A 14,151-nucleotide genomic window follows, 5' to 3' on the forward strand; every position below is an offset into this window, starting at 1 on the left:
GTTCACAATGCGTGCTTATGAACTGATGGTAATCATCGACCCCGAGGTCGAAGAGCGTACCGTAGAGTCCTCGCTCGACAAGTTCCTCAACGTTGTCCGCAACGATGGTGGAACCATCGACAAGGTGGACATCTGGGGACGCCGCCGGCTCGCCTACGACATCAAGAAGAAGTCCGAAGGCATCTACGCGGTGGTCAACTTCACCGCCACTCCCGCCACTGCTGCTGAGCTTGACCGCCAGCTTGGTCTGAACGAGACCATCCTGCGCACCAAGATCACCCGCCCGGAGGAGCAGAAGATCTCCGCTGAGTAATCAGCTGTGATCGCCGCGTCCTTTCCGGGACCGGCATTGACGAAGACAATCCCGCGCACCACTAGGCAAGCGGGACTAGGACATCAGGAGGCAACATGGCAGGCGAAACCGTTATCACGCTCGTCGGTAATCTCACCAACGATCCCGAGCTGCGGTTCACTCCGTCCGGGTCCGCGGTAGCGAACTTCACCGTTGCATCCACGCCGCGGACCTTCGACCGCCAGTCCAACGAGTGGAAGGACGGGGAAACCCTGTTCCTCCGCGCGTCGGTGTGGCGCGAAGCTGCCGAGAACGTCGCAGAGACCCTGACTAAGGGCATGCGCGTGATCGTCCAGGGCCGGCTGAAGTCCCGTTCGTACGAAACCAAAGAAGGCGAAAAGCGTACCGTCATGGAGCTTGAGGTCGACGAGATCGGCCCCTCGCTGCGCTACGCCTCTGCCAAGGTCACCCGTACCCAGCGCTCCGGCGGCGGGCAGGGCGGCTTCGGCGGCGGTCAAGGCGGCCAAGGTGGCTTTGGCGGCGGCGGCTTCGGCGGAAACCAGAACCAGGGCGGTTGGGGCGGACAGCAGTCCGGCCAGCAGCCCGCACCCCAGGATGATCCGTGGGGAGCACCGGCCGGCGGCAACTCCGGCGGCTGGGGCAACGGTCCGGATTCCAACGAACCCCCCTTCTAACAACAAACCCCATCCCGTGGAAAAGATCCACGGGCTCCACGAGAAAAAGGAGCTCCACGATGGCTAAGGCTGAAATTCGTAAGCCCAAACCAAAGTCCAACCCCTTGAAGGCCGCTGACGTCACCGTCATCGACTACAAGGACGTAGCTTTGCTGCGCAAGTTCATCTCTGACCGCGGAAAGATCCGCGCCCGCCGCGTGACTGGTGTCACCGTGCAGGAGCAGCGCAAGATCGCACTGGCTATCAAGAATGCCCGCGAAGTTGCCCTGCTGCCCTACTCCGGCGCTGGCCGCGGCTAAGCGAAGCGAAGAGGAGAGAGTACTGACATGGCAAAGCTCATTCTGACCCACGAAGTGACCGGTCTCGGCACTGCTGGCGACGTCGTCGAGGTAAAGAACGGTTACGCCCGTAACTACCTTCTGCCCCGCGGCTTCGCCCTGACCTGGACCAAGGGCGGCGAGAAGCAGGTGCAGTCCATCAAGGCTGCCCGTGCCGCTCGCGAGATCGCATCCCTGGAAGACGCACAGCAGCTCGCAGCCAAGCTGTCCGGCAAGCCGGTCACCCTGACCGTCAAGGCCGGGGAATCGGGCCGTCTGTTCGGCACGGTCAAGCAGGCCGACGTTGCTTCCGCCGTCGAGGCCGCCGGCCTCGGTGCCATCGACAAGCGCAAGGTCGAACTGACCGAGCGCATCAAGTCGGTGGGCAACTACCAGGCGACCGTGCGTCTGCACGAAGAGGTCTCCGCAGTCATCGACCTGAAGGTCGTTGCAGGCTAACCGCCTCAGATTAAGCAGCATGCCGGGTCCGTTGCGGGCCCGGCATGCTGCATTTAAACGCGTATTAGCACCGGTACGCTGTAACCCATGAGCACACATCAGTTCAGCCAGGTGGACGTCTTCGCTACCGGACCGTGCACGGGCAATCCGCTGGCCGTGGTCTCGGCGGCCGAGACCCTGGATGGCGAGCAGATGCAGCGCTTCGCCAACTGGACCAACCTGTCCGAGACCACCTTCTTGTTGCCGCCGGACAGCCCGGAAGCCGACTACCGGGTCAGGATCTTCACGCCCAGCGGTGAACTGCCCTTCGCCGGACACCCGACCCTCGGTACGGCCGCGGTCTGGCTCGCCGACGGCGGGCTGCCGCAAGCCGACGGCGTGATCATCCAAGAATGCGCCGCAGGCCTGGTGAAGGTGAAGAACGACGGCGGACGGCTGGCTTTTGCTGCCCCGCCGCGGCGCCGGTCCGGGCCGTTGCCGGAGGAGAATGTGGCCAAGATCTGCGCGGCCCTGGGGCTGGACCGCGGCGACGTGCTGGGCCACCAGTGGGCCGATAACGGCCCGCAGTGGCAGGCCCTGCAGCTCCGGGACGCACAAGCCGTCCTGGACGTGGTGCCGGACTATGCGGCGCTGTCACCCTTCGGCGTCGGCCTGGTCGGCGCCCACTCCGGCGGGACCGGGATGGACTTCGAGGTCCGCGGACTGATGGGCTTCGAAGAGCTGCCGGCGGAAGACCCGGCCACCGGCAGCCTGAACGCCGCGCTGGCCCAGTGGCTGATCGGCGAAGACGCGGCTCCGGCCAGCTACACGGTCCGGCAGGGAACGGCGCTGGGCCGGGACGCCCGGCTGTATGTTGATGCGGACGGCGACGAGATCTGGATCGGCGGGGACGTGCAGACGTTGATCACCGGCACCGTCGACCTCTAAGACCGGCCCGGGCGGCCAGTTGGCCGGTGCAGACCGGCGTCGGCCAACAGGGAGCTATCCTGCGCCAGGCTAGCTCTGGAAGGTTTCCGGATCCGCCGTCGTGATGGTGCGGTAGCCGAGCTCAATCAACTCCCTGAGCACGTCAAGGTCGATGTCCGCCAGCTTGTTGACGTACAGGCAGGCGACACTGGTCTTGTGCTTGCCCAGACGTTCCAGCAGCGGCGCGGACTCCGGCGCGTAGGTCAGTCCGTAGAGGGCCAGGTTGCCCTTCCGGGGGGAGAAGCCGACGGCAGCAGCGTCACCTTCGTGTCCGCTTGCGTACTTGTAGTGGTAGCTGCCGAAGCCGATGATCGACGGCCCCCACATGACCGGTTCCTGGCCGGTGATTTCCCGCATCAACTCCACGACGGTTTCGCCGTCCTGCCGCCGGACCGGATGTTCCACTGATGCGAGGAACTCCTCGACGGGAACGTCGGTCGGTGCGGTTTTGTTCTCGGCCATGGGTTGAAGTGTCGCAGAAAGCCGGAGGGGTTGCCAGCATCCGCCACAGCGTCCCCGTCCCTGTGGTCAGGACTCTTCTTCCGGTCCAATCAGATCCACAAACTCGCGCGCGTCAGCCTCGGTTGCTTCCGAATGGTCCAGGAGCAAGCGCACGGCGTCTTCCCGGTCGCCACCGAGGGCCGCGGTGCGGATCCGGTCAAACACGTCGTCGTTCAGGCGCGTGCTGGCGATCTCCCTGATGGTGTCGCCTTTGGACACGATGGCCCGGTAGCGGTATCCCCTGGGGGCTGTCCGCGGGGCTGGGGTGGGCTCCTGCGGCTGAGCCTCCTCTGCCGGGGCCGGTGCCTGTGCGGGGGCCGCCTGTTGGGGTTCCGTGTCCTCCCGCGGCTGCTCCGGCGCTGGCTCCCGCAGCGCCTTGTCCTCGGGGCGGCCTGTAGGGGCCTCGTCGGGGGAGGCCTTGTAAGGCTGCGGGTGCGCCGACATCTGCGCGACGGCGCCGGCGGCCTCGCGGAGTCCGGCTCCGGTGGCATTCCGATACTCGCGGATGGCGGCGAGTGCCTGCCCTTGCGCGATGAGCGCATAGATCGCTGTGTGTTGCTGCTGGTTCAGCCGGGCGCTGGCTTCGGCAGCAGCTTCCCTGGTCGTGGCCGGTGTGGATTGGCCCGGCGACCTGCGCACTCGGGCGGCGCCGGGCTTGTTCCTCGCCGCGAGACGCATGATGACCAGTCCGATCGCGATGACCAGTACGACGATCAGCAGCGGCACCACAAATTCCATACTTGAATCCTACGTCCCGCACTGGAAGCGGCTTCCCGGCCGGGCCTCCGGCGTATGACACCGGTGTAATTCACATTGTGGATAACCAGTGGATAACTTTTGCCTACGCTGCATTTTCCGTTCTGTCAACAGGGAAAAACCGGAGAAAATCAACGACCAATTTCTTTTAATCCACAGTCCGCGGATAACGTTTGCGCAGGTCAGAAGCATGTTACTGGGGAGTTAAGTTTAATATCCACAGCTCTACGCACAGCCTGTGCACAAGACACGCCTACGTATCCACATTTTATCCACAGGGGTGGTGGATAAGTCGCTTGGTGGAAGCGGGGAAGGGGGTTACCGTTGCGGAGTATCCCACTCTGAAGTCCACGCCCGGGCTGTAGTCCAGCGCGCCCTTCCGGCAGTTCGAACGAATGTCCGAACCGCTTGATAGTTCTGGACTAGAAGGGATTCGATACCCGTTCGAGGAACAAAGAAAGCAGGCAGCGGTGTCGTTAGCGCACGCGGATTCGGCAACTGGTCGGGATTCCGAATTCGGACGCACGCCGCCGCAGGACCTCGTGGCCGAGCAGTCGGTGCTGGGCGGCATGATGCTTTCCAAGGATGCCATCGCCGACTGTGTCGAGGTGCTCCGGGGCGTGGACTTCTACCGCCCTGCCCACGAGAGCATCTACGAAGCCATCATCGACCTGTACGGCCGCGGCGAACCGGCTGACGCCGTCACCGTTTCCGACCTGTTGACCAAACGGGGCGAAATCTCCCGCATTGGCGGACCGGCTTACCTGCACACGCTGATCCAGTCCGTGCCTACAGCTGCCAACGCGGGCTTCTATGCGGAGATCGTCCGCGAACGCGCAGTGCTCCGCCGCCTCGTCGACGCCGGCACCAAGATCGTCCAGCTGGGCTACTCTCACGACGGCGAAGTCGACGCGATCGTCAATGAGGCGCAGGCGGAGATTTACAAGGTCGCAGAACGGCGCACCGCCGAGGACTATGTCCCGTTGAAGGACATCATCGAAGGCACCGTCGATGAAATCGAGTCCGCTGGCCACCGCGGCGAAGGCATGACCGGTGTCCCCACCGGATTCTATGAACTCGACGAACTCACCCAGGGCCTGCACGGCGGCCAGATGATCGTCATCGCCGCACGCCCCGCAGTCGGCAAATCCACCTTCGCCCTGGATTTTGCCCGTTCGGCAGCCATCAAGAACAACATGACCACGGTCTTCTTCTCGCTGGAAATGGGCCGGAACGAGATCGCCATGCGCCTCCTCTCCGCGGAAGCCACCATCGGGCTGCAGGACCTGCGCAAGGGAACCATCAAGGATGAGCAGTGGGGCAAAATCGCCACCACCATGGGCCGGATGAATGACGCCCCGCTGTTTATCGATGACAGCCCGAACATGTCGCTGATGGAGATCCGTGCCAAGTGCCGGCGGCTCAAGCAGCGCCATGACCTGAAGCTGGTGGTGCTGGACTACCTCCAGCTGATGTCCTCCGGCAAGCGCGTCGAGTCGCGCCAGCAGGAAGTCTCCGAGTTCTCCCGTGCGCTCAAGCTGCTGGCCAAGGAACTCGAAGTCCCGGTGATCGCGCTGTCGCAGCTGAACCGTGGCTCTGAGCAGCGTACCGACAAGAAGCCGATGGTCTCGGACCTGCGTGAATCCGGCTCGATCGAGCAGGACGCGGACATGGTCATCCTGCTTCACCGCGAGGACATCTACGACAAGGAATCCCCGCGCGCCGGTGAAGCCGACGTCATCGTGGCCAAGCACCGTAACGGCCCGACCAAGACCATCGTGGTGGGTTTCCAAGGCCACTACTCCCGCTTCGCCAACATGGCGGTCGAACACGGCTAGTAGTGTCGATTCCGGTCCATCATTAGCAATTCCGCGCGAACATTAGCAGCCTCTCACCAAAGCAGGGCGCGGGAGGGCCGGATCGGGGTTGAACGGCAATGCACCTCGGAAAACTTTGCGCTCTTAGCCCGTCTCGTGGAGGTCTCGATCATTGGAAACACCCACCCAGCTCGCGACGCAGATTCGGTTCCACCTTGAGAGTTTGTGTGAGTCAAACGCCCATCACCCTTTCGAACAGCTCTGCTTAGGTCTGACACGCCGCAGGATTGCCAGCAACGTCATGCCGGCCACGGGGCCGGTCGCGGCCGGCGGTGACGACGGTCGAGACGGCGAAAGCTATTGGAGCATCGTCGCTTCGGAGCTGCCTGGGACATCCCTCTTCACCGCACTGGCAACGGACGAGAACGTTGTGCTCGCCGTGACGACGCAACGCACGGAAATTCCATCGAAGATCCGTAAGGACCTGGCCAAGATCTGCGCGGACAGCGCGCCAGTGGACAGGGTAATCTACTTCACTGTCGCTCCTGTGGCCACGTCGAAGCGCCACAAAATTCAAAAGCATGCGAGAGAGACATATGCGGTAGCACTCGACATTTGGGACGCGCAAGCGATAGCAGATGAGCTCGCCACGAACGATCTTTTCTACTTGGCGATAGCCTACCTCCACGTCCCGTCAGCGCTCGCTCCCGAACGGCCCGAGACAGAAGCCGCTCTGCCGGACTGGTACGCCGAGGACCGGGCCAATTGGAGAGCGGAAGGTGATCTCACCGGGACAGTCGGTGAACTGGTGGACTTGCGAGAAGGTCTTCGCTTCTCTGCGCTCAATATCGAGGCCCGTGCCGACCTACCGGAATGGCTTGCTGCTGGGCACCGGTTACGAGCTTCCGCGAGCGGAAATCCCGCACTCCTGAACCGGATTGAGTATGAGCTCATCATTGCCACAGCCTTCGGTATGAATACACTCCTACCGGTCGATTCGATACTTCGCGATCTGTTCGGTCGGCAACAGATAGAAGAGCCAGACCCTGGCGTTGTCGTGGACTCAATAACTCTCCTAAGGCTCGTCGAAGCCATGCAGCCCCGGCGTCTGACGCAGATCACCCTCGAGGAGTCGCGCACCTGGCTCGACAACCTTGAGCAGACGATCGACCGGATGCTTGCCAACGCCGGTGGGCCTAACGTGCGTGCGCACCTGCTGTGCGCTGCCGCCATCCTCGCCCACGGCCCCGCGAGTCTCACGGCGAAAGAGATGTGCGATCTGGACCCCGAGACCGCCCCAGACGTAGCTGAGATACATCTGTCCCTTCGTCAAAAAAAGCGAAACGGGCTCCCAATGCCGTCTGCCCCTGCTGATGGTGAGGTCCGCAACCTCGACAAGGGCATGAACTTTTTGGTCGCGCTTGCAGACCTCTTGCCGTCGACGCCGCTCGTCCCGATTGAAGAGGTCACGACGATGTTTGACATGGCCGCGCCGCTCCTGGTCCACCACCGCGATTACTCGCGGGTGCGGCAGGCGCTGGACAACGCAACACTCGAGCGCGCCGGCTTGGCGGCAGCGGGACACCGGGCACAATCCCGTGCTCTCGCGCTCCTCCAGGCCAAGCAGCCGGTCCATGCCTTACGAGAGGTTCATGGGGCGAAAATGGACTGGCTGCACGGCGAGTCAGCAGAAGGCGCTGCCCTCATGATGCTTTTGGCCGCCCGAATCTACTACGAGCTGCGGCTCCCCCTCGCCGCCAAGCAGTATGCACTGAGCGCTGCAAGCGTCGCTCAAACAAACGGGGACCCCGAACTCGCGGTCCTGGTGGCTCGCAGCTTCATGGTCGCCGCGACCTGCGAGCACCTGGCGGGGCAGTGGCTGACCGCGACCCAGACATTCAGGATCGGAGTCTGGGCGCAAGGAGCGCTGGCCGGCGATCCCTGGAGCTTCGAGCGCTACCCATACTTCCACGACATGCTCATCGACCAGTGCTTCATTCTTCGCGCTGCGCGTGCCCTTCGTCCTGCCTTCCTCTACCTTATTGAGCCAGTCCTCGAGTCGACCGATTTGAATCGCATAACCGACACGATTGTCGAGAGCGTCGACTCGACGGAGCACGCGGACGAAGTAGAGAGCGCCACCATGGCGGATAAGGGGGGACTGGGACGGCCATTCTCTGATGCAGGCCCCACACGCCGCTATACGTGGAGCACCCTTGGCAACGTTTGGACCGTGGAGACCCAGAATGATCGAAGGCATGTTCTGGCGGCCGAGAGATTCGTTGCAGCAACCCAGATCGCGCTTGGCGACTTGGCTAGCGAGGACCTGCTCCTCGTGCCCGGATCCATCACGATCCAAGTCGATGTCTCCAGCGACCCGGTACCGCGAGACGAACTGTTCGTTGAGCAGGCCGAGCATGGCGGCAAAGCCCATCTAGTCACACTCACCCGAGGCGGGCTTCTCGATCTGGACGCAGGTCAGCTTGAAGTGACGACGGCCGCCATGCAAGTAATCGCAACACAGTCCCTGCTCAGCCAGGCCGCCTTTGTGGAATCGATGGAGCGGACATTCGAGCGCGGACTGCCCCACATGCTGAACTGCGTCTTACCGTACGACGAGCTCGCCGACGTGCACAAAGAGGGTTTCTTCGATGACTTGCGCCGTCTCGACGACACGTATTTGGCCCCGGAGCTACCATGCCTTCCTGACCCTGCACCGGACCTTGCAGAGCAGGAGTTCGAACAGCCCGCTCCAGGCTATGACCGTGCCGAGGCGCTGCAAGCTATAACCTCCAGATACGAAACCCTACATGCGCCCGTCCGACTTACGCTGAGAAGGCTTGCATCGAGCGAGGCCTTCAAGCGTGTAGTCGAGGATCTGCGCAAAGAAGGGTGGCAAGACTGGCACCTGCTTACTGCAGTCGCGAACATCGTCGTCAACAAGAGAGCAGTTGAAAGTGGCATCAACATGACGACGAGTATCAGCGCGGCCGATGTGGAGCGGTTCCGGGCGCTCATGTACGCCGAGGAACAATCCAGCGATTCTGTGACGCCGGATGAGGCGTTCACGATTGATCAGATGTGGTTCCACCTCGCGAATGCCGCGGTTGCGACTGCACGGGGATGGGGCTTGGAGGTGAGGTTCAGACGCTTGGAACCAAAGGCCTTCACACGTGTTCTCGGCAAACGCTTCAATTACTGGTCCGACGACGTTCCACATGCTCCTCTGTTCCCCGAAAGTTCATGAGACAGCCTACAGAGTCAGATGCGTGCGGCGCCTTCAGCCGCTGTATTCCCCGCAGGACTTCCGGGCGCGCACCGTAAAAGTAGTCGCTTTTGACCCGCCGGGAACAATGACGGCAACTTTTCGTCTCCCACCCTTCGACTGCGAGAACTGGCCCCTCGCAAAAGACGCCTGTTGCACTGTTGTACCGACTACGATATCGCTGATCGTCTTTGGCTATTTACTTTCGGTCTCTTCTGAGACGTCAAGGCAGGTAGAGCGATAGATATGTCCTTTACGTCTTGTAATTCATCCTCGATCAGGGACTGTTCGTCGAGAGGGTCAACCACCGAATGTGTTTCTTTCGTGGACATGCTCGAGGCCCAGAGCCGAAGAGTAGCGGCTCATTCCGCGCAAACACCAGCAAGTTATGCAGAGCATCAATATGGTCGACACCCCGGCCTACACCGAAAATATCTCTCACGAGCATGACCGAGGAGCTTTAAACTTCTCCCAGCTGGGCTTGCGCTCTGCTTCCATGTGGCTGCCCGCCGCGTATCCGGTTCGGCAGACGCCGGAGGGACGAAAGCCTGCCATGTCGACCCTGCTTCGGCGCCACTCCGGCGATCCCTAGGTGACCCGGGTCAGGGCCGTCTGAAGCAATCATCTTGAGTTTGATTCTAGGCCTCGCGGCCTAGGTGTCGCAGGAAGCGGCGCCCCTTCTCTGTTGCCATCCAGCCATTCTGAAAAACTTCCTCAATCGTGCCAGCCCCACCTGGTCTATTCACGAGCATGCCATCGGCATAAAGGTCAGCCCACACCGAGTCGCTCATGAGTTCAAAGTCATCGGTCATGGCGAATACGTGGGAACGTACTACATCACGGAGGTCGTCGCCGGCTGATACGCCTTCGCCATAAGCTTTGAGCCATTCGTTTGGGGAGGCGGCTAGATAAAGTAGTTTGACGTGCTGTGGGGTGTATTTGATGACGTAGTCAGCAAACATCTCTTGTACGTAGTCAGGATTGGGGGCGGTGCTTCCGGAGTAGGCCAGTGCATCGACCAAGAGTGCCCACTTGTCATGACGGGATGTCTGCAGCGCCGCGAACGTTAGCTTGTTGAATATGGCCATCGCTTGATGGTCGTGGGGATCGAGAGCCCTCTCCATCTTGGCGAGGCGACTATCAACGTATTGCGCCCACCGTTCCATAGCGGCTGCATTCCAGAAACTGAAGAAACCAGCGCTGACCATGGCCGCAGCGGGGCCAAGCGCGGCGCCCATCGCACCTGTGACCAGTGCCTCTGAAATGGCAAAGGACCTAGTTCCCGGTTCCCCCGGCAATGCCTCCATGGATTTACTCTACGGCCCCTCTCTGCCAATTCACCGAAGTCACACGGAACAGGTCTCTGACATCGGCCCTAAGCGCATTTGACAGGCTTTGCCTGATCCCAGAAGAGCGGTTGGTTCCACCAGGAATATTCTTCCGCGCAGATGGTACGTGTCTGGATGTCGTTCGAGTGAATCCAGGATGGGCGCTTTTCGCGGTCGATGACGAGGAGCTGTCCAGCCTCCTCTCCCATGACATATCCCACTAATCCTTCAACGTCTTCCTTGCTTTCCAGTGACTCCAGTGGCACCCATGGTCTAAAGAGAAGAGGCATCAGGACGATAAGGACGATCACAGTCGGAATCAAGTGCAAGAAAAACTTTCCCGCGGCTCTTACCCTCTTGTACTTGACGTCCCTAAACATCGCTGACCTTCGAGCATCCACGATCAAGTACCCAGTCAACAAGATCAGGGCAGCGAGGACTGATGGAGTGAAGCCACCAGTGAAAAGAGGCGTCGTCGGACTCCAAATTAGCGCCGTGCGCCAGCGTTCCTCATGCGATGCTGTTCGGCCGTTACCAGCCATGATCCAATTGCCGGCAGGGGAGAACACCGCAATCGGTAGGGCCAGGGCAAGGACAGTCGTCAAGGAAGCCAGCAGCACCGCGGGATAATTGACAACCCTAATGATGGCTAATGCTGTGGCAATGTCCAGATTTGAAAAGTAGAAGATCCGTAGCGCGGCTACACTCACCAGCGCCAAAGAGGCAAGCAACGCCAAGTGTTCACGGATGAGCCTCAGCGGGTCGGAAGTAGATCGCATGGTGACATGATCTCAAGAAATGCGATTATCCCTGACTCCGCTATTCTTAGTCCGGCCGGGGCTGGGCCTGCTGGAAGCGGCGGTTTTACCAGCGCCTTTGCACAGGACGTGGAAGGCTACAGCAACCACATTCCAATTTGACATTTATTGAGCGTTGCGGCTGATGCTTTCCAGATGCCTAGTAACTCAGGCTGGCTTCTAAATGTATGAGACTGTGTCTACATGACAGCGCCAGTGTTCATTTCCTGCCTTGCCCTTTTCTTCACCATCGGTTCGTTCTACTGGCTTCAGGCACGCAAAGGCCGCTTGAAGCTGTATCCCGTAATCACCTTCAGCGGGTTCTGGAACAAGTCGCGGCTGGTGCTCCGGCTACCAATGATCTTGTTCAACTCCGGAGCGTGCCCGCGTGTGATCACTGCGCTCAGGCTTGTAACAACCGACGACAAGGGCACAAACATAGAGCTGGAGTGCCACTCATTCAGGAGGACCATAGGCCCCACGTCAGAGGACATGGAGGACATGGCACACGCGTACACAATACCTCCTCGACAAGTCGTTACTAAGTACGCCCACTTCGCAGTGGACAGTTTGCCGGCGTTCAATCAAGCCGGGCCAGTCTCGTTTCAAGTGCAGGCATTGGTAGACGACAGCACTGTGTGGCGCAAGCTGGGGGACCTGGTCGTGCACATAGAGATCATGTACACGTCGAGCTACATCACATATAGCAACAACCCTGGTGTCTGGCCGACCAACCTCAAGGATGATGCCGAAAGTTATCGCGCTTTGCTCTTTGGTGCGGAAGCGTTGCCTCTGCGGAACGCCAGTGCGTCTGAATAGACGGTTCCACAGTCAGAAGCTAATTCTGAGAAGGATGGCACTGAATGGCTGTAATCTGGCTCGGCCTGCTTTAAACGTCCCTTTGTGACCGTCGCGGTACCACCTCCGTAGTCGCGATACGGTAGTACCTCAAGGTCGCCCCAGATATCCGCGGGCGTCCTATCCTGCCGGTTGAAGAACCGAAATTGAGATGGTGATGGATGGCAATGACCAAGCGTGAGCAGAACTCCGGCTCCTCCTTCATAAAGATCGTCTACTTTGATGAAGAGTCGGTCTCTGACTTGCTTGATGTCTCGGCTGGGGGCAAGGAGGCGGCGACGACGGAGCAGGTTAAGGAGCGTGCCGCCGATATTCATAGCAAGGCAGAAGCACGTGCGGCCGCCAAGTTCAACTGGCTTCCTTTCTTCGGTGGCTCAGCTGAGGCCAGTGCTGGCGTCAGCGCATCGAACCTCGGGCGAAGCATCTTTAACAAAACCATTTCGAACACGATCCTCACGGATTATCTTGCTAGAGCCAATGAACATGGTGGCATCACGCAGCTCGCAGATCTCCAGGTTATAGCCCGCAAGGAGTCTGCTGCCTTTATGAAAATGTTCACCCCATACATGGCAATGTTAAAAATGGGTGAACTCCCTATTAATTTGGCCGGTTTGGATGAGGCGCTCGAAGCGGCCAAAGGCTATTACGAACTAGTGGGCGAAAGCCCTCGCGGAGAAAAGTGCATTTTGCGCTTCAATATCCGGGCCTTCAGAAACAATTACGGGCTAGTTGATTTAGGCCGGATGCAACTCGTGTTCCACGGCATCCTGGTCGGCAGAGCAGCCGAGAACAGCCTCACAATGGCAGCTGAGATGGCTCCTGGAACCGATGCAGCGCCCGTCAACGTGCGGGAACTGCTCGACGGCGCCGAGGCTAAAGACGACGACCTCCTCGACGTCTACGACGTTCTCCTGGCAGGGGTCGAGCATGTCAGGTGATACAAGGATCACCATCTATTACGGCCCACTATCGTGGTTCGAGCAACGTGTCGGGAAGAAGAAGAAGTCCGAAGGCTTGCTGGAGGCAATCTTTGCGCGGGATGAAAGCTTTCGCCAACTAAAAGTCGTAGTCCCGGATCGAGACAGCGACGCGGACAAGATAGAGCCTAAACGGAAGCGACCGAAGCGCTTGGTTGCCGAGTCGGGCGACTACGCCAGTCTGCAGGAACACGCAATTACGAACTTCCCGGGCTTGGTCCAGGCACATAACCCGAAAGAATTGCTCCTCCACAATCCGCCCGAGCATGTACATGAGCATCTCAAGCGAATCTTCGCAGGCAGCGTCGAAGTCATTCACTACGACTACCCCTCGGTTACATGCAGCACCCTCGTGAAATTTCGCGATGACTTCGCCAAGCATCTGATTGGACAGGAGAACGTCAAGGAGTCGCTTTTGGCCGCGCTCTACCCACTGACTAGAGGATCGCGCAGCAAGCCAGTGGTTACCATGTTTTATGGCCCGTCGGGCGTCGGCAAGACGGAAACCGCGCAGTTCATCAACGGGCTTCTCGGCGGAGCACTCATGCGCAAACAATTCTCGATGTTTCACAACGAAAAATTCGCGTCATATCTGTTCGGCGGAGGCCACTCAGAGCCGTCGTTCGCCCATGACTTGCTTGATCGGGAGTCCGGGGTAGTGCTCATTGACGAGTTCGATAAAGCTGCTTCAGTCTTCCATAGCGCGTTTTATCAGTTCTTCGACGGTGGCGTGTTCCAAGACAAGAACTACCGCGTGGAGGTCGGGCGCTCGCTCATTATCTGCACATCGAATTACGGTTCCGAGAAGCAGATCCGGGACGAACTAGGCGATGCGCTCTACTCGAGGTTCGACTCCCTGATTAGGTTCGAGCCCCTTTCGCAGGATGAGGTTACCGCGGTCATTGACCGCCTCGTCGATGGTCGCTTCGAGGAGCTGGATGCCGATGAGCGCCAGCGCGTCGACGCGGCGCACGTCAAGGAGACGTTGTACCCTTTGGCTGCGCACGCGGCCAATGTGCGAAAGCTTGGGAAGATGACGGATGAGCTCATTTCCACCCTCCTCGTCCGAGACCTCCTTAGCGAGAACCGTCCGAGGGACGTGGTTACATGACGCACCACTGCC

Annotated in this window: 14 protein-coding genes; 10 read left to right on the top strand and 4 right to left on the bottom strand. The window is 60.1% G+C overall.

Annotated elements, in window-relative coordinates; genetic code table 11:
• The first annotated feature begins 7 nt into the window (after positions 1 to 7).
• The 5 genes from rpsF to AB0N75_RS10255 all read left to right on the top strand — a co-directional run bounded on the left by rpsF (position 8) and on the right by AB0N75_RS10255 (position 2,690).
• Complete coding sequence (gene rpsF, locus AB0N75_RS10235) at positions 8 to 313, top strand: 30S ribosomal protein S6 (protein ID WP_127514040.1); 306 nt, start codon at positions 8 to 10, stop codon at positions 311 to 313.
• A gap of 95 nt (positions 314 to 408) precedes the next feature.
• Complete coding sequence (locus tag AB0N75_RS10240) at positions 409 to 987, top strand: single-stranded DNA-binding protein (RefSeq protein WP_364648890.1); 579 nt, start codon at positions 409 to 411, stop codon at positions 985 to 987.
• Positions 988 to 1,046: 59 nt separating this feature from the next.
• A complete protein-coding gene (gene rpsR / locus AB0N75_RS10245) occupies positions 1,047 to 1,286 on the top strand; it encodes a 30S ribosomal protein S18 (RefSeq protein WP_136787674.1) in 240 nt (79 codons plus the stop codon).
• Between the two features lie 27 nt (positions 1,287 to 1,313).
• Positions 1,314 to 1,763, top strand: coding sequence for a 50S ribosomal protein L9 (gene rplI, locus AB0N75_RS10250; RefSeq protein ID WP_364648893.1), 450 nt, complete (start codon positions 1,314 to 1,316; stop codon positions 1,761 to 1,763).
• 87 nt (positions 1,764 to 1,850) lie between these two features.
• Entirely contained in the window at positions 1,851 to 2,690 is an 840-nt protein-coding gene (locus tag AB0N75_RS10255; RefSeq protein WP_364648896.1) for a PhzF family phenazine biosynthesis protein, read from the top strand.
• Positions 2,691 to 2,759: 69 nt separating this feature from the next.
• Here AB0N75_RS10255 and AB0N75_RS10260 read toward each other — a convergent pair whose 3' ends face one another.
• Together AB0N75_RS10260 and AB0N75_RS10265 are read right to left on the bottom strand one after the other, a co-directional pair.
• Positions 2,760 to 3,191, bottom strand: a complete 432-nt coding sequence (locus AB0N75_RS10260; protein WP_364648899.1) for a DUF1801 domain-containing protein — start codon at positions 3,189 to 3,191, stop codon at positions 2,760 to 2,762.
• Positions 3,192 to 3,257: 66 nt separating this feature from the next.
• Complete coding sequence (locus AB0N75_RS10265) at positions 3,258 to 3,968, bottom strand: hypothetical protein (RefSeq protein ID WP_364648902.1); 711 nt, start codon at positions 3,966 to 3,968, stop codon at positions 3,258 to 3,260.
• Positions 3,969 to 4,456: 488 nt separating this feature from the next.
• Here AB0N75_RS10265 and dnaB point away from each other — a divergent pair, with 488 nt between their 5' ends.
• Together dnaB and AB0N75_RS10275 are read left to right on the top strand one after the other, a co-directional pair.
• A complete protein-coding gene (dnaB, locus tag AB0N75_RS10270) occupies positions 4,457 to 5,824 on the top strand; it encodes a replicative DNA helicase (RefSeq protein ID WP_353917371.1) in 1,368 nt (455 codons plus the stop codon).
• Between the two features lie 280 nt (positions 5,825 to 6,104).
• Entirely contained in the window at positions 6,105 to 9,050 is a 2,946-nt protein-coding gene (locus AB0N75_RS10275; RefSeq protein ID WP_364648905.1) for a hypothetical protein, read from the top strand.
• A gap of 656 nt (positions 9,051 to 9,706) precedes the next feature.
• On the opposite strand, the gene AB0N75_RS10280 is transcribed toward AB0N75_RS10275, so the two are convergent.
• The gene (locus AB0N75_RS10280) at positions 9,707 to 10,375 is read right to left on the bottom strand and encodes a hypothetical protein (RefSeq protein WP_364648908.1); all 669 of its coding nucleotides are present in this window, start codon (positions 10,373 to 10,375) and stop codon (positions 9,707 to 9,709) included.
• A 68-nt stretch (positions 10,376 to 10,443) separates the two neighbouring features.
• The gene (locus AB0N75_RS10285) at positions 10,444 to 11,175 is read right to left on the bottom strand and encodes a hypothetical protein (RefSeq protein ID WP_364648911.1); all 732 of its coding nucleotides are present in this window, start codon (positions 11,173 to 11,175) and stop codon (positions 10,444 to 10,446) included.
• Positions 11,176 to 11,397: 222 nt separating this feature from the next.
• On the opposite strand from AB0N75_RS10285, the gene AB0N75_RS10290 reads away from it, so the two are divergent.
• The 3 genes from AB0N75_RS10290 (at position 11,398) to AB0N75_RS10300 (ending at position 14,139) form a co-directional block, all read left to right on the top strand.
• Positions 11,398 to 12,012 (top strand): hypothetical protein, encoded by a 615-nt coding sequence (locus AB0N75_RS10290; protein ID WP_364648913.1) that lies wholly within the window; start codon positions 11,398 to 11,400, stop codon positions 12,010 to 12,012.
• Between the two features lie 206 nt (positions 12,013 to 12,218).
• Positions 12,219 to 12,989: a DUF6414 family protein gene (locus AB0N75_RS10295; protein ID WP_364648917.1), complete on the top strand. Its 771-nt coding sequence runs from the start codon at positions 12,219 to 12,221 to the stop codon at positions 12,987 to 12,989.
• Positions 12,979 to 14,139, top strand: a complete 1,161-nt coding sequence (locus tag AB0N75_RS10300) for an AAA family ATPase (protein ID WP_364648920.1) — start codon at positions 12,979 to 12,981, stop codon at positions 14,137 to 14,139. Before AB0N75_RS10295 ends, AB0N75_RS10300 begins: the two co-directional genes overlap by 11 nt.
• Positions 14,140 to 14,151 lie beyond the last annotated feature (12 nt).

Origin of the sequence: Arthrobacter sp. NPDC089319 (genome assembly GCF_040684925.1) — a bacterium.
In the GTDB taxonomy this organism is placed as follows: domain Bacteria; phylum Actinomycetota; class Actinomycetes; order Actinomycetales; family Micrococcaceae; genus Crystallibacter.